We start from the raw sequence: 19,138 nt of genomic DNA on the forward strand, positions 1-19,138 counted from the left end.
CGCCGCCGGACGGACGGACGGGCGCGGCACGACGGGCGCCGCGGCAGGACACGACGCGGTACGACCAGCACCGCGTACGGCAGGACGGGACGCGCGGCCGGACGGAGCGCGCGACGGTGCGGTGGGCGGCCCCGGGCAGCGAGGGGTCGGCGAGGAGGGGGCGGTGCGCGTGGTGAGCGGAATCGATCTGGTGGTGATCGGGGCGGACGGCGGGCCGGACCGCGGCTTCGGCGGTTCGGCGAACGCGGCGGCCGGGGCCCGGCTGTTCGCCGACGTGCTCCCCGGCATGTGCTTCGACGCCGGCTCGGCGGGCTGCCGGGTCGACGTGCTGGAGCCGGGAGCGGACGCCAACACCATGCTCACCGCGGTGCGCGAGGCGGCCGGCGAAGACGTCCTGGTAGCCCTTGTCGAACATGGCCTCGTCGATGGAGCCGGCGACGGTGTCGGCGACCTCCGCTGGCAGTCGCTCCCGGTCCCGACCGGCAACACCTTCGAGTGGGACGCCGAGTCCACCTACGTCCGCAAGCCCCCGTACTTCGAGGGCATGGCCAAGACCCCGAGCCCGGTGACCGACATCACCGGCGCCCGCGTCCTGGCCAAGCTGGGCGACTCGGTCACCACCGACCACATCTCCCCGGCCGGCAACATCAAGCCGGGCACCCCGGCGGCGCAGTACCTGACCGCCAACGGCGTGGAGAAGCGCGACTTCAACTCGTACGGCTCGCGCCGTGGCAACCACGAGGTGATGATCCGCGGCACCTTCGCCAACATCCGCCTGCGCAACCAGATCGCGCCGGGCACCGAGGGCGGCTACACCCGCGACTTCACCCAGGCCGACGCGCCGGTGTCGTTCATCTACGACGCCTCGCAGAACTACCAGGCCGCCGGCATCCCGCTGGTCGTCCTGGCCGGCAAGGAGTACGGCTCCGGCTCGTCCCGCGACTGGGCCGCCAAGGGCACCGCGCTGCTGGGCGTCAAGGCCGTCATCGCCGAGTCCTACGAGCGCATCCACCGCTCGAACCTGATCGGCATGGGCGTCCTGCCGCTGCAGTTCCCGGAGGGCCAGAACGCCGAGTCCCTCGGCCTGACCGGTGAGGAGACCTTCTCCTTCACCGGTGTGACCGAGCTCAACGAGGGCCGCACTCCGGCGACCGTCAAGGTCAAGGCCGTCGGCGCGGACGGGACCAGCACCGAGTTCGACGCGGTCGTGCGCATCGACACCCCCGGTGAGGCGGACTACTACCGCAACGGCGGCATCCTGCAGTACGTGCTGCGCAGCCTGATCGGCTGAACCAGGCAGTAGCGCCAAGAGGCCGGACCGCGTCCACGCGGTCCGGCCTCTTGTATGTCCGCACCAAATGGACTAAACCTCTGTTTCAGCTTGGTCCAGACCACTTGATGCTGATTCAGAGAAAGCCACGGGTCTTCTCGTATGCGCATGCTCAGTCGTACCGCAGCCCTCCTCGCCGCCGTCACGGTGGCCACCGCGATCGCCGCCCCCACGGCGTCCGCCCACGACCGCGGCCACGGCCCGAAGCTGAAGGGGCAGCGGGTCGGCTACTTCACCCAGTGGGGCGCCGAGAGCTCCGCGAAGCGGGTGCAGGAGTCCGGCCAGGCCGGAAAGCTCACCGTGATCAACTACGCCTTCGGCAACGTCTCCGCCGACGGCACCTGCTTCGAGACCAACGAGTCAGGCCAGGGCGACGCGCTGAGCGACTACCAGCGCCCGTACGGCGCCGAGCAGTCGGTGGACGGTGTGGCCGACACCGCCGACCAGGGGCTCAAGGGCAACTTCAACCAGCTGCGCAAGCTCAAGGCGAAGAACCCGCAGCTGAAGACGGTCATCTCGCTCGGCGGCTGGAGCTGGTCCAAGTACTTCTCGGACGCGGCCGCCACCGAGGAGTCCCGCAGGAAGTTCGTCTCCTCCTGCATCGACCTGTACATCAAGGGCGACCTGCCGCGGCTCGCCGGTTCCCCGGAGGGCGGTGCCGGCGCCGGCGCAGGCGTCTTCGACGGCATCGACATCGACTGGGAGTACCCCGGCGGCGGCGGTGACGCCGGCAACGTCGTGCGCCCCGAGGACGGCCGCAACTACACCCTGCTGATGCAGGAGTTCCGCCGGCAGCTGGACAGGCTGAGCGGCCGCAAGGGCCCGCACTACCTGCTGACCGCGGCCGTCGCGGCCAACGAGACCGTCGCCGACCGGCTGGAGCTGCCGCAGCTCGCCCGCTCGGTCGACTTCCTCAACCTGATGACCTACGACCTGCACGGTCCGTGGGAGGGCAAGGGCCCGACCAACCACCACGCCAACCTCTACTCCGACCCGGCCGACCCGGAGCCGCGGCAGCGCAGCGCGGACAAGGCAGTCGAGCACTACGTCGAGCGCGGCCTGCCGTCCGAACAGCTCGTGCTCGGCGTGCCGTTCTACGCCCACGGCTGGACCGGCGTGCCGGCCGGCGACCGGGGCGGCCTGTACCAGCCGGCCACCGCCGCGACCGGCGACCTCAGCTACCGGGAGGTCGCCGCGCAGCCCGGCAAGGTGTACACCGACCGCGACCACGGCGCGAGCTGGAAGTACGACGGCACCACGTTCTGGAGCTACGACACCCCCGAGGTGATCACCCAGAAGGCCCGCTACGCCCGGTGGAACGACCTGGGCGGTGTGATGGTCTGGGCACTGGACGGCGACGACGCCAAGGGCACGATGGTCGCCGCCATCGACCGCGGCCTCCAGCGCGGCTGACCGCGGGAGGCACCGTCCGCACAACGGCGCAGGGCCCGCCGCGATCGCTCGCGGCGGGCCCTGCGCGGTCCGGGCGGGGCGGGGCTCAGACCCCGTCGCAGGCCTGTGCCCGCAGCGCCCGGGCCAGGTCGTCCCGGCGCTCCAGCACCAGCCTGCGCAGCGCGGGCGCCGCGTCCGGGTGGCCGTTCAGCCAGGTGTCGGCCTCGGCCAGGGTGGCCTCGTTGACCTCGGCCTGCGGGAAGAAACCGCCGACGATCCGCATCGCGATCTCGATGGTCCGCTCGGACCAGACCCGCTCCAGCAGCTTGAAGTACGGCGCCGCGTACAGCGCGGTGAGGTCGCGGTGCGCGGGCAGTGCGAAGCCGGCGATGTTCGCCTCGACCAGCGCGTTGGGCAGCTCGTCCGAGTCGATCACGGCGGACCAGGCGGCGGCCTTGGCCTCCGGGGTCGGCCGGGCGGCCAGGCACTGGGTGTACTGGCGCCTGCCGCTGGCGGTGTTGTCGGCCTCCAGTTCCCCGGCGAGCTCCTCGTCGGAGGCCTGGCCGGCCGCGGCCAGCGCCAGCCAGAGCGACCAGCGCAGCTCCTGGTCGACGTCCAGGCCGTCGATCCGGGCGGTGCCGGCGAGCAGGCCGCGGACCAGGCCGAGGTGCTCGGAGCCGTTGGCGGTCTGTGCCAGGAAGCGCGCCCAGGCGAGCTGGTGGTCGCTGCCGGGCGCGGCGTCGCGCAGTTCGCGCAGCGCGCCGTCGGCCAGCAGCCGGCCGCCCTCGCCGCGCCGGGCCGGGGCGGCGAACAGGTCGACGGCGCCCTTGGCCTGGGCGTGCAGCGACTGCAGCACGCCGATGTTGGACTCCTGGCCGGCGAAGCGCAGCACCAGGGCGACGTAGTCGCGGGCCGGCATCAGGCCGTCCCGGGTCAGGTTCCAGACGGCGGACCAGGCGAGCGCCCGGGCCAGGTCGTCCCGGATGTCGCCGAGGCCGGTGCGCAGCGTCTCCAGCGAGCCGGCGTCGAAGCGGATCTTGCAGTACGTCAGGTCGTCGTCGTTGAGGAGCACCAGGGCGGGCCGGGGGCGGCCGGCGGCCGCGGTGACGACGGTGACGGCGCCGGTGACGTCCAGCTCGATGCGGTCGGTGCGCACCAGCGCGCCGTCGGCGTCGCGGTCGTAGAGGCCGACCGCGATCCGGTGCGGGCGCAGGACGCCGCCGTTGCCGGCGTCCTGGAGGACGGCGAGTTCGGTGATCCGCCCCTCGGCGTCGACGGTGACCTGCGGGGTGAGGGAGTTGACGCCGGCGGTCTGCAGCCAGGCGGCGGCCCAGGCGGTGAGGTCGCGGCCGCTGGTCTCCTCCAGGACGCCCAGCAGGTCCCCCAGCTCGGTGTTGCCGAAGGCGTGCCGCTTGAAGTAGCGGCGGGCGCCCTCGAAGAAGGCCTCCGCTCCGACGTACGCCACCAGCTGCTTGAGCACCGAGGCGCCCTTGGCGTAGGTGATGCCGTCGAAGTTGAGCTTGGCGTCCTCCAGGTCCCGGATGTCCGCGGTGATCGGGTGGGTGGTCGGGAACTGGTCCTGCCGGTACGCCCAGGCCTTGCGCTGGTTGGCGAAGGTGACCCAGGCGGAGGAGTAGCGGGTGCGGGCGCCGATCAGCCCGTAGGAGCCCATGAAGTCGGCGAAGGACTCCTTCAGCCAGAGGTCGTCCCACCAGCGCATGGTGACCAGGTCGCCGAACCACATGTGGGCCATCTCGTGCAGGATGACGTTGGCCCGGGCCTCGTAGGCGGCGTCGGTGACCTTCGAGCGGAAGACGTACTCCTCGCGGAAGGTCACGCAGCCCGGGTTCTCCATGGCGCCGATGTTGTACTCGGGGACAAACGCCTGGTCGTACTTGCCGAAGGGGTACGGGTAGTCGAACTGCTCGTGGAAGAAGTCGAGCCCGAGCTTGGTGACGCCGAGGATCTCGTCCGCGTCGAAGTAGGGCGCGAGCGACCTGCGGCACAGCGCGGCGAGCGGGATCTCCAGCACGGTGCCGTCGGGGAGGGTGCGGCTGTAGTGGTCGCGGACGACGTGGTACGGGCCGGCCACCACGGCGGTGAGGTACGTGGAGATCGGCTGCGTCGGCGCGAACTCCCAGGTGCGCGCGCCGTCCTCGTCGGTGACCTCGGTGTGCACGGCGTTGGAGCGGACGTCCCAGGCGGCGGGCGCGGTGACGGTGAAGGAGAACGGCGCCTTCAGGTCGGGCTGCTCGAAGGTGGCGAACACCCGACGGGCGTCGGCCGGCTCGTAGTGGGTGTAGAGGTAGGTCTCGCCGTCGACCGGGTCGGTGAAGCGGTGCAGGCCCTCGCCGGTGCGGCTGTACGCGCAGTCGGCGTCGATCACCAGGACGTTCTCCGCGGCGAGGCCGTCGACGTGGACGCGGGCGCCGTCGAAGGCGGCGGCCGGGTCGAGCGCGCGGCCGTTCAGGGTGACCGAGCGGACGACGGGGGCCAGCAGGTCGAGGAAGGCCGTGGCGCCGGGTTCGGTGCAGCGGAAGGCGACGGTCGTGGTGGAGCGGAAGGTGGCGGCCGCCGGGTCGGGGGCCGAGGTCACGTCCAACCGGACCCGGTAGCCGTCCACGGCCAGGATGCTGGCCCGCTGCTGGGCTTCGTCGCGGCTCAGGTTCTTGCCCGGCACGGCGGTACTCCTTTGTCCGGCACGCACGGTGGTGCGTCTTCGCTGCTGCGGTCGGGTGCTGCTCTGCGGTGCTGCACTGTGGTACTCGCTGTGGTGCTGCGGGGGCATCCTTTCACGCCCCCGGCGCCGGTACCATTGCACAACGTGCGCCGCGGGACCGGAATCACCGGCGCCGGGCGGGTGTTGGCGTCGGGGAAGCAACGTACGGGGTCCGGTGCACCACTTCCTCCCCGTCCCCGACCACCTCCGACGAAGGACCACCGCCGTGACGACTGCCGCTGACCGCAAGACCGCCGACTTCTGGTTCGACCCGGCCTGTCCCTGGGCCTGGATGACGTCCCGCTGGCTGATCGAGGTCCAGCAGCTGCGCCCGGTCGACGTGCGGTGGCACGTCATGAGCCTGTCGGTGCTGAACGAGCACCGGGACCTCCCGCAGGAGTACCGCACCCTGCTGGACAACGCCTGGGGCGCGGTCCGGGTCTGCATCGCCGCCGCGGAGAAGGAGGGCGACCAGGTGCTCGGCCGGCTCTACACCGAGCTGGGCACCCGCTTCCACAACCAGGGCCTGCCGCAGAACCGCGAGACGATCGAGGCGGCGCTGGTCGCGGCGGGCCTGCCGGCCGCGCTGGCCGACGCGGCCCGTACGGACGCGTACGACGAGGCCCTGCGCGCCTCGCACAAGGAGGGCATCACCCTGGTCGGCGAGGATGTCGGCACCCCGGTGATCGCGGTCGAGGGCGTGGACGGCGAGCGGGTCGCGTTCTTCGGCCCGGTGGTCACCCCGGCGCCGCGCGGCGAGGCCGCCGCCCGCCTCTGGGACGGCACCCTGCTGGTCGCCTCCACCCCGGGCTTCTACGAGATCAAGCGCACCCGCACCGCCGGCCCGTCCTTCGAGTGACGCCCGTGGCGGGCTGAGACAAGCACGAGGGGCCCGGTACCGCCGCCGCGGTACCGGGCCCCTGCGCGTGCGCTAGCCGTTGAGCGCGGCGTCCCGGCGCTGCTTGAGCAGGCCCGCGCCGACGAGCAGCGTGACCAGCACGCCGGCCGCGTACAACTGCTCGCGGTTGCCCTCGGTGGTGGTCATCAGCGCGAGGATGCCGACCACGGCGGCCATCGCGACCCAGGTCAGGTAGGGGTAGCCCCACATCCGGACGGTGAGCAGCTCCGGCGTCTCGCGCTCCAGCCGGCGGCGCATCCTCAGCTGGACGACGCAGATGAAGAACCAGACCACCAGGATGGCGACGCCGGTGGTGTTCATCAGCCAGGTGAAGACGGTGTCCGGCCAGAACTTGGAGGCCAGCACCGCGCCGAAGCCGAACAGGCAGGAGGCGAGCACGGCCGCGCGGGGCACCCCGCCGCCGACCTTGGCCAGCGCCTTGGGGCCCTGGCCGCGGGAGACCAGGGAGTAGGCCATCCGGGAGGAGCCGTAGATGTTGGCGTTCATCGCGGAGAGCAGGGCGATCAGCACCACGGCCTCCATGATGGTGCCGGCGCCGGGCACGCCCAGGTGCTGGAGGACCGTCACGTACGGGCCGTCCGCGACGACCGACGGGTCCTTCCAGGAGACCAGGGTGACGACGAGGGCCATCGAGCCGATGTAGAAGATCGCGATCCGCCAGACCGCCGTGCGCACCGCGTTGGCGACGTTGCGCCGGGGGTCGTCGGACTCGGCGGCGGCGATGGTCACCGTCTCCAGGCCGCCGTAGGCGAAGACCGAGGCGAGCAGGCCGACGATCAGCCCGCTGACGCCGTTGGGCAGGAAGCCGCCCTGGCCGGTGAGGTTGGTGGTGCCGGGGGCGCCGGGGCCGAGCACCCCCGCGACGCCGAGCGCGCCGAGCACCAGGAAGGCGACGATCGCGGCGACCTTGATCGCGGCGAACCAGAACTCGAACTCGCCGAAGTTCTTCACCGCGGTCAGGTTGCTGGCGCAGAAGAACACCATGAAGAGGCCGACCCAGACCCAGGACGAGACGCCGGGGACCCAGCCATTGACGATCTTCCCGGCGGCGGTGGCCTCGGCGGCGACGCCGCAGCAGAGCATCACCCAGTACATCCAGCCGGCGGTGATCCCGGCCCAGGTGCCGAGCTCCTTCTCGGCGTGCACCGAGAACGAGCCGGAGGCCGGCCGGGCGGCCGACATCTCGCCGAGCATCCGCATGATCAGCATGACCAGCAGGCCGGAGAGGGTGAACGCCAGGATGATGGCGGGCCCGGCCGCCGCGATGCCCGCGCCGGAGCCGACGAAGAGACCGGCGCCGATGACCCCGCCCAGGGCGATCATCGAGAGGTGGCGCTGCTTGAGGCCGTGCGAGAGCTGGGGACCGCCGCCGGCCGGGGAACCGGCGGGGGAGGTCGTCCCGGGCGCCGGGGGCGCGGAGGTACGGGCCATGGGGTGGAGATCCAGACTGTTCGGATTGCGGTGCGAGTTGCCCAATATCCGGGGGCCCTGCTGTCCATGCCAAGAATGTCCGGCCCGGGCCCAGAATGCGGACCGGATCGTGACGGAGAATGGCCTGATCCGTCACGTTCCGTCGTTCCCGGTGGGCCGGAACCGACAAGGAGGGGCTTCCGGGCTTTGTCCGGTTCCCTGGCGGTGCCGGAGACGATCACCGCGTAGGTTCACAGGTGTTCACTCACCTGATCATCAGAGGAATCCCCGATGGCCACTGCCAGCACCCCGACCGCCAGCACCCCGATACTGAGCCGCGGCGTCCTCGCCGACCTGCTGCCCGCCGCGTCCACCCGGCTCGGCGCCCAGGCCCGCGACCTCGCCCTGGTGGCCGGCGGCGCCGCCCTCACCGGCCTGGCCGCGCAGCTGTCGGTGAACGTCCCGGGCTCGCCGGTCCCGGTCACCGGCCAGACCTTCGCCGCCCTGCTGGTCGGCACCGCGCTCGGCGCCCGCCGCGGCGTCGCCTCGCTCGGGCTCTACCTGCTGGCCGGCATGGCGGGCCTGCCCTGGTTCGCCGAGGGCACCTCCGGCTGGTCGATGCCCTCGCTCGGCTACGTGCTCGGCTTCGTCCTGGCCGCCGCCCTGACCGGCGCGCTGGCCCGCCGCGGCGCCGACCGCAGCCCGGTGAACACCGCCGTCACCATGGTCCTCGGCAGCCTCGCCATCTACGCCGTCGGCGTGCCCTACCTGGCCTTCTCGCTGGACGTCCCGCTCGCCCGCGCCGCCGAGCTGGGCCTCTACCCGTACCTGGTCGGCGACGCCCTGAAGGCGGCCCTGGCGGCCGGCGCCCTGCCGCTCGCCTGGCGGCTCCTCGGGCGCCGCTGAATCCGCCGCCGCCCCCTGCGCAGCCCGGGTACACGCGCATGCCACACTCGTGACATGCGCGTCTACCTGGGCTCCGACCATGCCGGATACGAACTGAAGAACCACCTCGTGGAGTGGCTGAAGGGGGCCGGCCACGAGCCGGTCGACTGCGGCCCGCACATCTACGACGCCCTCGACGACTACCCGCCGTTCTGCCTGCGGGCCGCCGAGCGCACCGCCGCCGACCCGCAGGCGCTGGGCATCGTGATCGGCGGCTCGGGCAACGGCGAGGCGATCGCCGCCAACAAGGTCAAGGGCGTGCGCGCCGCGCTGGCCTGGAGCGAGCAGACCGCCTCGCTCGGCCGCGAGCACAACAACGCCAACGTGATCTCCATCGGCGGCCGGATGCACTCCGAGGAGGAGGCCGTCAAGTTCGTGGAGGTCTTCCTCAACACCCCGTACAGCGGCGACGAGCGGCACACCCGCCGGATCGACATGCTGAGCGAGTACGAGACCACCGGCGAGCTCCCGCCGATCCCGGCCCACCACCCGCAGCAGGGCTGAGCCACTCCCGTCCGACCCTCCCGCCGGCCGGCCGCGCTCCCGCAGCGCGGCCGGCCGGCGCGTCCGTGCGGCGGGTCCGTGCGGGCGTACGCCCCTGTGTGATCGGCCACAGCGCCCGTCCCGCCCGGCCGGCGCACGAACCGTTCCGTGCGCGGGGCGCATGCGTCGCCCGCGTGGTTCGTACGCCCAACCGGCGCACGCTTCCTGACGCAGCGGCCGCTGCCCGCGGCAATCGGCCGAAACCCGCTGACGCGCCCGCGCCACGGCGACACCGCCCGTGTCCGGGCCGTCGACGCCGGGCCGCAACCGTGGATATGGTCGGTCCCCATGGCTGGCAGAGCGCAGGGCACACCGCCCCGGACGACTGCGACGAGGCCCGGCGCCGAGGCGGCGTCCGACCCCGTGACGGCCCGGTTGCGCAAGAGGCTCCGCCGGGTCCGCCGAAGGCTGCGCACGGCCGGGGTCGACTACTTCCGCGGCGGCGCCGCCGACTGGCCCGTGTTCTGCGCGCTCGCCCTGCTCGTCCCACTGCTGATCCTGCTCAACATCTGGATCCCCGCCTGGGCGCCGCCCACCTCCCTGGTCCTGCCGATCCTGGCCGCCGCACTGCTGCTGCGCCCGGGCAGCCTGGTGATGCTGTACGCGCTGGCCGCGCTCGGCCTCTCCGCCGAGTCCGTCATCCACACCGGCCAGCGGGTCGCCAGCGCCGACCCGGACGCCTACACCTACGGCGTCACCCCCGGCGCCGCCCTGGTGGTCGGCGCGGCCGGGGTCGGCGGCCTGCTGCTGGCCCAGTTCCGCAGCCGGGTCGGCGTCCCGTGGTGGGGCGGCTCCACCATGCTGTTCGACCTGCGCGAGCGCCTGCGGGTGCAGAGCCGCGTCCCCCGGCTGCCGGACGGCTGGCACGCGGACATGGCGCTGCGCCCGGCCGGCGGGCAGTCCTTCTCCGGCGACTTCGTGGTCGCCGCCCGGACCGGCCCCGGCCAGCGGGTGCTGGAGGTGGTCCTCGCGGACGTCTCCGGCAAGGGCATGGACGCCGGCTCCCGGGCCCTGCTGCTCTCCGGCGCCTTCGGCGGCCTGCTCGGCTCCCTGCCCGCGCACGACTTCCTGCCCGCCGCCAACGGCTACCTGCTCCGGCAGTCCTGGGAGGAGGGCTTCGCGACCGCCGTCCACCTGGTCCTCGACCTCGACACCGGCGAGTACGAGCTGCTCTCGGCCGGCCACCTGCCCGGCATGCAGCGCCTCGCCGGCGCCGGCCGCTGGGAGATGAAGGAGGCCTCGGAGGGTGCGGCGCTCGGCATCTACGACGGTGCCAAGTTCGAGGGCGTGCGCGGCCGGCTGAACCGCGGCGACGTCCTGCTGCTCTGCACCGACGGCATGGTCGAGGCACCCGGCCGGGACCTCTCCGAGGGCATGGACCGGCTGATGGGCGAGGCCGACCGGCTGGTCCCCGGCGCGGGCCCCGGCGCCGGCAGCGGCGCGGCCGCCCGGCTGATCGAGACGGTCGCCCGGGACATCAACGACGACCGCGCGGTGCTGCTGCTCTGGCGCGACTGAGGCGCTGGCCGGACCGTCCCGGCCCGGGGTGCGGGCGAGCACATGCCGTGGGCAGGTGCTGTCAAGCCCGGGAGCTGATCTTCGGCCAATTCCGACCCACCGTCACCGGAGCGGACCTGCGGCTTCCGGTCCCGCCCGCCGGGCGTTTCGCCGCCGCTCAGCGCGGCCCCGCCGACGATTCGTCAGGATGTCTCGGCTATCGTCTCGGTCGGCGGAAACTCGTCTCGCATCGCAGGATATCGGCGTCCGGCTGACGGCCAGACCTTTACGCAACCGGCACGGTCGACCACACTGAGTCCGGGCGGGACTGGTCAGGATTCGGGGGATGGGGGCGTCACGTGCGGCACGACGGGCACCGTGCGGCCGCGGTGGGCTCTCCCTCCGGCCGGGACAGGCCGGACGAACTGCAGTTCCGCCTCGGGACCGTCGGACAGACCGGGGTCCGGCTTCGCAGGGGATGCCACCCGCTGGCACCCCGCTATGAAACGAGGAAGTGAGTCCGGGTGGCACTCTCCGTCTCCGCGCTGGTCCTGTTCGGCGTCATCTGCTTCATCTTCATCCGCAACAAGCAACTGAAGACCGGGCACTTCATCCTGGCCGCGTTGTTCGGCTTCATGCTCAACCAGAGCACGGCGGCCGGGCCGATCCAGGACTTCCTGAACCAGATCGCGAAGAGCATCTCCAGCATCGCCAGCTGACCCCGGGGCCTCGTCCGAGGCCCGTCCGGGTTCAGCGGGGGGCGGCCGTCCGGGTCACCGGCCGGCCCGTCTGGCCTGCCTCCAGCGTCCGAACAGCCCCCGGGCACGTGCCGCCGCCACGGCCGGGGCCCGGAGTGCCGCGGGCTCTGCCGCGCCAGCGTGCGCGGCCGGCCGCGCCGGCGCCTCCCGGGCCGTCAGCAGGACGAACAGCCGTGCCCAGCAAAGGCGTTCGCCGCGCGGCCAGTCCAGTGCGCGCAGCGCCGCCGAGGCGGCCTCCGACACCTCGCCGTTGACCCGGACCTCGGCGACGTCGTCCCCCGCCTTGCCGCCGAGGAAGAGCTTCACCCCGTTCGGCCCGTGCCCGGCCAGCTCCGGCAGCAGTGCGGGCGCCAGTGCGGGCAGCACCCGGTTCTCCGCCAGCCAGCCCGCCAGCCGTTCGTTGCCGAACCCGAACACCGCCGCCGGCCCCTGGACGGCGTGCCAGCCCGGCAGCTCCGGGTGGTCGGCGTGGTCGCCGTGCTCTCCCCGGCCCTGCTCCTGCTCGACCAGTGCCGACGCGGTGGTGGTCGCCCACATCCGCACCGCGTTGGCGAGCTTCTCCTCCTCGGTCTTGCCGAGGCCGGCCGCGCAGTCCCAGACCACCGGCGCGTCCGCGCGGCCGAGTTGGAGCACGTAGCCCAGGTCGACGTGGCCGGTGCCGTCCTGGCCGGGGTGCTCGCGCACGGCCACCGCGGTCGTCCCCGGGCCGCGCACGACCTCGCCGTCGGCCGTGAACTCCTGCCCGAAGCGCGCCATCTCCTGGATCACACAGCGTTGTATGACGGCCAGTCGGTCCTGGGGACGCACGGGTACTCCTCCACCTGGGGCTCGCGGCCGCCTCGGCGCGCAGCGTTCTCGAAACTGCGCTCGAACGCCGCCGAGGCTATCGGCCCGGAGCCCCACCGGGAAACCGCCCCGGTGCCTGCCCCCGGGCCCCTCCGGTCGCGAGAATGTCCTGAATGCCCCATTTTGGGTAGCGGCAACCGTAGGCCACCGCCTGGAGAACCGCATGCCCCGCACCGACCTGACGCCCCCTCCGCCGCTGCTCCTCGCCCCGGACGGCTCCGGCCTGGTCGCCGAGGTCGAGGCGTACCTCGCCTCGCTGCCCGCCCCGGCGCGCACGCCGGTCCCGTACGTCCCGCGGACCGGCTCCACCGTGCAGCCCTGGCACGCCGGGCACCCGCTGCCCCGGGCGACCCTGCTGGACCGGGTGCTGCGCCGCCCGGCCCGACCGGTGCCGGTCACCGCCGCCGACCACCTGCGGCTCGCCTCCCGCTACATCGGGGCGTTCGGCTGGGTGCAGGGCGCGATGTGGGACCGGGCCGGCCGGGTCTGCCTGCTCGGCGCCCAGGCCGCCGTCCTCGCCCACGGCTACGGCACCCCGCAGACCGTGCGCACCGCGCGGGTCCAGGTGATGGAGGTGCTGCACGCCACCGGCCGCCCGGCCGGCTCCCCGGACGAGTACAACGACCGCCCGACGACCCGCCAGGCCGACGTCCACCAGCTGCTCGACCGGGCCGCCGCCCGGGCCGCCCGGCTCGGCCTCTGACTGCCTGACGAGTCGTCGGGGCGGCGCCCGCCGGAAACGCGAACGGCCCCGGGAAGACGATGGCGTCTCTCCGGGGCCGGACTGTTGGAGCGGGCGACGAGAATCGAACTCGCGTGACTAGTTTGGAAGACTAGGGCTCTACCATTGAGCTACGCCCGCGCGATCCCCCGGCCGTCACCGGACGGAAGGTCGGGAACAGCGTACCTGGTCCGGTCGGCTGCGCGCACACCACATTCGTTGTGAGGGCCTCGGAATATGTCGGCGAACCGGCAGGGCCCGGCGTGTACGCTTCCTCTCGGCACCACGGGGTGTGGCGCAGTTTGGTAGCGCGTCCGCTTTGGGAGCGGAAGGCCGTCGGTTCGAATCCGGTCACCCCGACAGTGCGGCAGGGTCTCGTCCTCGGCGGGGCCCTGTTGGCGTCTGCGGCTCCGTTGGCGTCCGCGGCTCCGGTCCGGCATGGTGGGTGGTTGATTTTTCACCCAAAGCTGGAGCCCCGATGAGGATGAACCCCAAGATCGCGGTCGGAGTCGTCTTCGTCGCCTCGCTGTTCATGTCGATCATGGACACCACGATCGTCAACGTGGCGCTGCCCGCGATCGGCCGGCAGTTCGGCACCGATCCGGCCGGGGTCGGCGTGATCAACGTCGGCTACCTGGTCAGCCTGGCCGTCTTCGTCCCGCTCTCGGGCTGGCTGGGGGACCGCTTCGGCACCCGCCGGGTCTTCCTCGCCTCGCTGAGCCTCTTCACCGTCGCCTCGCTGCTCTGCGGCGCGGCCGGCTCGATGACCTCGCTCACCCTCTACCGGATCCTCCAGGGCGCGGCCGGCGGCCTGCTCACTCCGGTCGGGATGACCATGCTCTTCCGCGCCTTCCCGCAGGAGGAGCGGATGCGGGCCACCCGCGTCCTGATGCTGCCCACCGCCGTCGCCCCCGCGGCCGGGCCGGTGCTCGGCGGCTGGCTGGTGGACGGCTGGTCCTGGCACTGGGTCTTCATCGTCAACGTACCGGTCGGCATCGCCGCCCTGGTCTTCGGACTGCTCTTCCTGCCCGACTACCGCGCCGAGCGGGCCGGCCGGTTCGACGCCGCCGGCTTCCTGCTCTCCGCGGCCGGCTTCGGCGCCGCGATGTACGCGCTCTCCGAGGGCGCGTCCGAGGGCTGGGGGAGCGCCCGGATCCTGGCCTCGGCGCTCGTCGGACTGCTCGCGCTGGCGGCCCTGGTCGTGGTCGAGCTGCGCCGCCCCGAGCCGATGCTGGACCTGCGGCTCTTCCGGGACCGCATCTTCCGCACCACCAACCTGCTCTCGCTCTTCTCCGGCGCCGCCTTCCTCGGCATGCTCTACCTCTTCCCGCTGCTGATGCAGGACGCCCTCGGCATGGACGCCCTGCACAGCGGCCTGATGGTGTTCCCCGAGGCGCTCGGCGTGATGCTCGCCTCCCAGGTGGCGGGCCGGATCTACCCGCGCATCGGCCCGCGCCGGATCCTGGCCGCCGGCGCCACCGTGGTGGCCGGCTGCCTCGCCCTGATGACCACCATCGGGCCGGACAGCAACCTCTGGGCGGTGCGCGCCCTGATGTTCGTCACCGGCTACGCGATGTCGCACGTCTTCATGCCCTCGCAGACCGCGGCCTTCGCCACCATCACCCCGCGCGCCACCGGCGCCGCCTCCACCCTCTACAACGCGCAGCGCCAGCTCGGCTCCGCGCTCGGCGTCGCGGTGCTCGGCACCGTCCTGACCGCCGTCGGCCCCCTCGCCACGGACGCTTCGGGTACGCCCGTGGCGAACCTCACCGCCTACCGCGCGGCCTTCCTCACCGCGGCCGGCCTGGCCCTGGTGGCGGCCGCGATCGCCTTGCTGGTACGGGATTCCGACGCCGCCGCCACCATGCGCCCGGTACCGGCCGGGGGTACCGGGGAGACGGCCGCGGAGGCCGCTCCGGAACCCGTCGGCAGGGGCTGAGCGGCCCCGGACGGCGGCGTCCTGGCGTCCGCCTTTCGTGGTACCGGTAGGATGGGGCGCTGGCGGTAGTCCCTGTGGCGTCCACCCAGGTCAACCGCACGAGGGCGAGGAGTCACGCTCACCGTCCACCCCCCACGGGAGATGCAGCTCCAACCGCCCATCGCCCGTCTCGCCCGACCCGCCCGTACCGGCCCCGGCCGGCGGCCCGGGGAGGGCGGAGGCAACCTGACCGCAAGCCCATAGGAGACCAAACCGTGAAGAGCGCCGTCGAGACTCTGAACCCGACCCGGGTTCGACTCACCGTCGAGGTGCCCTTCGAGGAGCTCAAGCCCAGCCTCGACGCGGCGTACAAGAAGATCAACCAGCAGGTCTCGGTCCCGGGCTTCCGCAAGGGCAAGATCCCGAACCGGGTCATCGACCAGCGTTTCGGTCGTGGCGCCGTGCTGGAGGAGGCCGTCAACGACGCCCTCCCGCGCTTCTACACGCAGGCAGTCGACGAGGGCAAGATCGAGGTTCTCGGACAGCCCGACATCACCAACATCGAGGGTGTCGAGAAGATCGCCGATGGCGGCGACCTGAAGTTCACCGCCGAGGTGGACATCCGCCCGGAGATCACCCTCCCGGACTTCTCGACCATCGAGGTCACCGTCGACCCGATCGTGGTCACCGACGAGGACGTCGACAAGTCCCTGGAGCAGCTGCGCGAGCGCTTCTCCTCGGTCAAGGACGTCGAGCGCGCCGCGGCCGCCGGCGACATCGTCGTCGTCGACCTGGAGGCCAAGGTCGACGGTGAGGTGCCGGAGGACGGCACCGCCGCCGGCGTCAGCTACGAGATCGGCTCCGGCCGTCTGATCGACGGCATCGACGACGCCGTCGTCGGCCTGGAGGCCGGTGGCACCGCCACCTTCTCCACCGAGCTCAAGGGCGGCACCCAGGCGGGCAAGACCTCCGAGGTCACCGTCACCGTCACCGCCGTCCAGGAGAAGGAGCTGCCCGAGCTGGACGACGAGTTCGCCCAGCTGGCCAGCGAGTTCGACACCCTGGAGGAGCTGCGCGGCGACTCCCGCAAGCGCCTGGAGCGCATGAAGGAGTACGACCAGGCCACCCAGGCCCAGGAGAAGGTGCTCGACGCGCTGCTGGCGCTGGTCGAGATCGAGTTCCCGGAGAAGCTCCTCAAGGACGAGATCGAGACCCGCAAGCACAACCTGGAGCACCACCAGCTGGAGCCGATGGGCCTCGACCTCGCGACCTACCTGGAGACCCAGGGCAAGACCGAGGAGGAGTTCCTGGCGGAGACCGAGGAGCAGGCGAAGAAGGGCATCAAGACCCAGTTCGTCCTGGACCAGATCGTCGCCGACGAGGAGCTGGGTGTTAACCAGGAGGAGCTCACCGAGCACCTCATCCGCCGTGCCGCCGGTTCGGGCCTGACCCCGGACCAGTTCGCGCAGCAGGTCGTCCAGGGTGGCCAGGTGCCGCTGCTGGTCGGCGAGGTCGCCCGCGGCAAGGCGCTGGCCACCGTGGTCGAGGCCGCCAAGGTCGTCGACACCGAGGGCAACGAGATCAACTTCGACGACGACGAGACCGACGAGTCGGGCGAGACCGTCGCCGCCGAGGCCCCGGCCGCCGAGGCCGAGGCCGAGGAGAAGACCGAGGCCTGACCGCCCCGGTAGCCCCGAAGCAGCAGCGGGCCCGGACGCCGTACACGGTGTCCGGGCCCGCCGCGTTCCCCGGCCGGCGCCGTCCCCGCGCCGTTCCCCGCGCGCGCCCGCAGCGCGCGCCGTGAACCCTGCGCTCACAGCGAACAGTTCTGCGTGAGGGATTCTGCGGCCCGGCCTGCGCGTTAGGGTCCTTGGACAGCAACAATCACGACGTGATACCCGAAAGCTGTGCGACAGCGTGACGGCCGTGGAGCGACCGTCCAAATCGACTGAGCAGGTGGCTAAGTGACGTTCCCGCAGATGCAGATGCCTGGCCCGATGGCGCCGCACGCCGCCTCTGGTGACGTGCTCGGCGGCCTGGGCGACCAGGTCTACAACCGGCTGCTCAACGAGCGGATCATCTTCCTCGGCCAGCAGGTCGACGACGACATCGCCAACAAGATCACCGCCCAGCTGCTGCTGCTGGCAGCGGACCCGGACAAGGACATCTTCCTCTACATCAACTCCCCGGGCGGCTCGATCTCGGCCGGCATGGCGATCTACGACACCATGCAGTACATCAAGAACGACGTCGTCACCATCGCGATGGGCATGGCCGCCTCGATGGGCCAGTTCCTGCTGACCGCCGGCGCCAAGGGCAAGCGCTTCTCGCTGCCGAACGCCAACATCCTGATGCACCAGCCGTCCGCCGGCCTCGGCGGTTCGGCCACCGACATCCGCATCCAGGCCGAGCAGCTGCTCCGCACCAAGAAGCGGATGTCCGAGCTGATCGCCTTCCACAGCGGGCAGTCCTTCGAGCAGATCACCGCGGACTCCGACCGCGACCGCTGGTTCACGCCGGAGGAGGCCCTGGAGTACGGCCTGATCGACGCGATCATGCACAGCGCCGCGGACGTCCCGGGCGGCGGCGGCACGGGCGCCTGAGCCTCGGCCCCGGCTCCCACGAGACCACAGCCCCAACGCTCCGGAGGACCAGAAACCCCATGAACATCCCCAGCCTGTCCAGCGCCAAGGCACGCGTCGAGGACATGCGTGCCGAGGGCCGCTACATCGTCCCGCGCTTCGTCGAGCGCACCTCGCAGGGCATCCGCGAGTACGACCCGTACGCCAAGCTGTTCGAGGAGCGCATCATCTTCCTCGGCTCGCAGGTCGACGACGTCTCCGCGAACGACATCATGGCCCAGCTGCTCTGCCTGGAGTCCATGGACCCGGACCGCGAGATCCAGATGTACATCAACTCGCCCGGCGGCTCGTTCACGGCCCTGACGGCCATCTACGACACCATGCAGTACGTGAAGCCGGACATCACCACCGTCTGCATGGGCCAGGCGGCCTCCGCGGCGGCCGTGCTGCTCGCCGCCGGCACCCCCGGCAAGCGCATGGCGCTGCCGAACGCCCGTATCCTGATCCACCAGCCGTACACCGAGACCGGCCGCGGTCAGGTGTCCGACCTGGAGATCCAGGCCAAGGAGATCTTCCGGATGCGCGAGCAGCTGGAGGAGATGCTCTCCAAGCACTCGAACAAGTCCGTCGAGCAGGTCCGCGACGACATCGAGCGCGACAAGATCCTGACGGCCGAGGAGGCCGTCGAGTACGGTCTCGTCGACCTGGTCATCTCCACCCGCAAGGCCTCGCTGACCTCCTGAGGTCGGCACCGGCCGGGGCGGGGCGCGCACACCGTTGCGCGCCCCGCCCCGGCACATCGGCGGCACCGGAGACGGCATCTGTTCGGTATCAATTCGCCCAGGGCGTAGGGCAGACCCGGCGAAGAGGACGGAATCAGGGGCCCGGCAGAGTACCGTCGGATAGCGAGACCGATCGCCGTCGGCGTTGACGGTCCACAGCACCAGGCCCCGGAACCCCCGCGGGGCCCCTGGCGAAGGGGAAGCACCTCGTGGCACGCATCGGAGACGGTGGCGACCTGCTCAAGTGCTCGTTCTGCGGCAAGTCGCAGAAGCAGGTGAAGAAGCTGATCGCCGGCCCAGGCGTGTACATCTGCGACGAGTGCATCGACCTGTGCAACGAGATCATCGAGGAGGAGCTCGCCGAGACCTCCGAGGTGCGTTTCGAGGAGCTCCCGAAGCCGCGCGAGATCTACGAGTTCCTGGACCAGTACGTGGTCGGCCAGGACCTTGCCAAGAAGGCGCTGTCGGTGGCGGTCTACAACCACTACAAGCGCGTGCAGGCCGGCGAGGCGGGCCGCAGCGGCGGCAACGGCCGTGAGGACGCCATCGAGCTGGCGAAGTCCAACATCCTGCTGCTCGGGCCGACCGGCTCCGGCAAGACGCTGCTGGCGCAGACGCTGGCCCGGATGCTGAACGTGCCGTTCGCGATCGCCGACGCCACCGCGCTCACCGAGGCCGGGTACGTCGGCGAGGACGTCGAGAACATCCTGCTCAAGCTGATCCAGGCGGCCGACTACGACGTCAAGAAGGCCGAGACCGGGATCATCTACATCGAC

General features: G+C 71.9%; 15 protein-coding genes, 2 tRNA genes and 1 pseudogene. 14 read left to right on the forward strand and 4 right to left on the reverse strand.

Annotated elements, in window-relative coordinates; genetic code table 11:
- Window positions 1–445 precede the first annotated feature (445 nt).
- Window positions 446–1,291 (forward strand): annotated as a pseudogene (gene acnA, locus C2142_RS25745) (aconitate hydratase); the annotation flags it as partial.
- A gap of 147 nt (window positions 1,292–1,438) precedes the next feature.
- Window positions 1,439–2,743, forward strand: a complete 1,305-nt coding sequence (locus C2142_RS25750; protein WP_148645148.1) for a glycoside hydrolase family 18 protein — start codon at window positions 1,439–1,441, stop codon at window positions 2,741–2,743.
- 85 nt (window positions 2,744–2,828) lie between these two features.
- Here C2142_RS25750 and pepN read toward each other — a convergent pair whose 3' ends face one another.
- Window positions 2,829–5,402: an aminopeptidase N gene (pepN, locus tag C2142_RS25755; protein WP_148645149.1), complete on the reverse strand. Its 2,574-nt coding sequence runs from the start codon at window positions 5,400–5,402 to the stop codon at window positions 2,829–2,831.
- 265 nt (window positions 5,403–5,667) lie between these two features.
- Here pepN and C2142_RS25760 point away from each other — a divergent pair, with 265 nt between their 5' ends.
- A complete protein-coding gene (locus tag C2142_RS25760) occupies window positions 5,668–6,300 on the forward strand; it encodes a DsbA family protein (RefSeq protein WP_148645150.1) in 633 nt (210 codons plus the stop codon).
- Between the two features lie 72 nt (window positions 6,301–6,372).
- Here C2142_RS25760 and C2142_RS25765 read toward each other — a convergent pair whose 3' ends face one another.
- Window positions 6,373–7,791: an amino acid permease gene (locus tag C2142_RS25765; RefSeq protein ID WP_148645151.1), complete on the reverse strand. Its 1,419-nt coding sequence runs from the start codon at window positions 7,789–7,791 to the stop codon at window positions 6,373–6,375.
- Window positions 7,792–8,061: 270 nt separating this feature from the next.
- Here C2142_RS25765 and C2142_RS25770 point away from each other — a divergent pair, with 270 nt between their 5' ends.
- The 4 genes from C2142_RS25770 (at window position 8,062) to C2142_RS25785 (ending at window position 11,474) form a co-directional block, all read left to right on the forward strand.
- Window positions 8,062–8,676 (forward strand): biotin transporter BioY, encoded by a 615-nt coding sequence (locus tag C2142_RS25770; RefSeq protein ID WP_148645152.1) that lies wholly within the window; start codon window positions 8,062–8,064, stop codon window positions 8,674–8,676.
- Window positions 8,677–8,730: 54 nt separating this feature from the next.
- The gene (locus C2142_RS25775) at window positions 8,731–9,219 is read left to right on the forward strand and encodes a ribose-5-phosphate isomerase (protein ID WP_148645153.1); all 489 of its coding nucleotides are present in this window, start codon (window positions 8,731–8,733) and stop codon (window positions 9,217–9,219) included.
- Between the two features lie 414 nt (window positions 9,220–9,633).
- Window positions 9,634–10,776 carry a PP2C family protein-serine/threonine phosphatase gene (locus C2142_RS25780; protein WP_148645912.1) on the forward strand — a complete coding sequence of 381 codons (1,143 nt, stop codon included), beginning with the start codon at window positions 9,634–9,636 and terminating at the stop codon, window positions 10,774–10,776.
- 503 nt (window positions 10,777–11,279) lie between these two features.
- The gene (locus tag C2142_RS25785) at window positions 11,280–11,474 is read left to right on the forward strand and encodes a hypothetical protein (protein ID WP_148645154.1); all 195 of its coding nucleotides are present in this window, start codon (window positions 11,280–11,282) and stop codon (window positions 11,472–11,474) included.
- Window positions 11,475–11,528: 54 nt separating this feature from the next.
- Here C2142_RS25785 and C2142_RS25790 read toward each other — a convergent pair whose 3' ends face one another.
- Window positions 11,529–12,281, reverse strand: a complete 753-nt coding sequence (locus C2142_RS25790; RefSeq protein WP_148645155.1) for a DUF6348 family protein — start codon at window positions 12,279–12,281, stop codon at window positions 11,529–11,531.
- Window positions 12,282–12,522: 241 nt separating this feature from the next.
- Between C2142_RS25790 and C2142_RS25795 the strand changes: the two genes are divergently transcribed.
- Window positions 12,523–13,062: a hypothetical protein gene (locus C2142_RS25795; protein WP_148645156.1), complete on the forward strand. Its 540-nt coding sequence runs from the start codon at window positions 12,523–12,525 to the stop codon at window positions 13,060–13,062.
- Window positions 13,063–13,147: 85 nt separating this feature from the next.
- Here C2142_RS25795 and C2142_RS25800 read toward each other — a convergent pair.
- Window positions 13,148–13,221 (reverse strand) — tRNA-Gly (locus C2142_RS25800).
- A gap of 145 nt (window positions 13,222–13,366) precedes the next feature.
- On the opposite strand from C2142_RS25800, the gene C2142_RS25805 reads away from it, so the two are divergent.
- The 6 genes from C2142_RS25805 to C2142_RS40385 all read left to right on the forward strand — a co-directional run.
- Window positions 13,367–13,440, forward strand: a tRNA-Pro gene (locus tag C2142_RS25805).
- Window positions 13,441–13,558: 118 nt separating this feature from the next.
- Complete coding sequence (locus C2142_RS25810; protein ID WP_148645157.1) at window positions 13,559–15,019, forward strand: MDR family MFS transporter; 1,461 nt, start codon at window positions 13,559–13,561, stop codon at window positions 15,017–15,019.
- Window positions 15,020–15,273: 254 nt separating this feature from the next.
- Entirely contained in the window at window positions 15,274–16,677 is a 1,404-nt protein-coding gene (gene tig / locus C2142_RS25815) for a trigger factor (protein WP_148645158.1), read from the forward strand.
- Window positions 16,678–16,995: 318 nt separating this feature from the next.
- Entirely contained in the window at window positions 16,996–17,601 is a 606-nt protein-coding gene (locus C2142_RS25820) for an ATP-dependent Clp protease proteolytic subunit (RefSeq protein ID WP_148645913.1), read from the forward strand.
- Window positions 17,602–17,660: 59 nt separating this feature from the next.
- Window positions 17,661–18,323 carry an ATP-dependent Clp protease proteolytic subunit gene (locus C2142_RS25825; RefSeq protein WP_148645159.1) on the forward strand — a complete coding sequence of 221 codons (663 nt, stop codon included), beginning with the start codon at window positions 17,661–17,663 and terminating at the stop codon, window positions 18,321–18,323.
- A 248-nt stretch (window positions 18,324–18,571) separates the two neighbouring features.
- On the forward strand, window positions 18,572–19,138 hold a 567-nt coding region (locus tag C2142_RS40385), incomplete at its 3' end, for a ClpX C4-type zinc finger protein (protein WP_241002786.1).

It is taken from the genome of Streptomyces sp. CB01881, assembly GCF_002953255.1.
Classification (GTDB): Bacteria; Actinomycetota; Actinomycetes; order Streptomycetales; family Streptomycetaceae; genus Kitasatospora.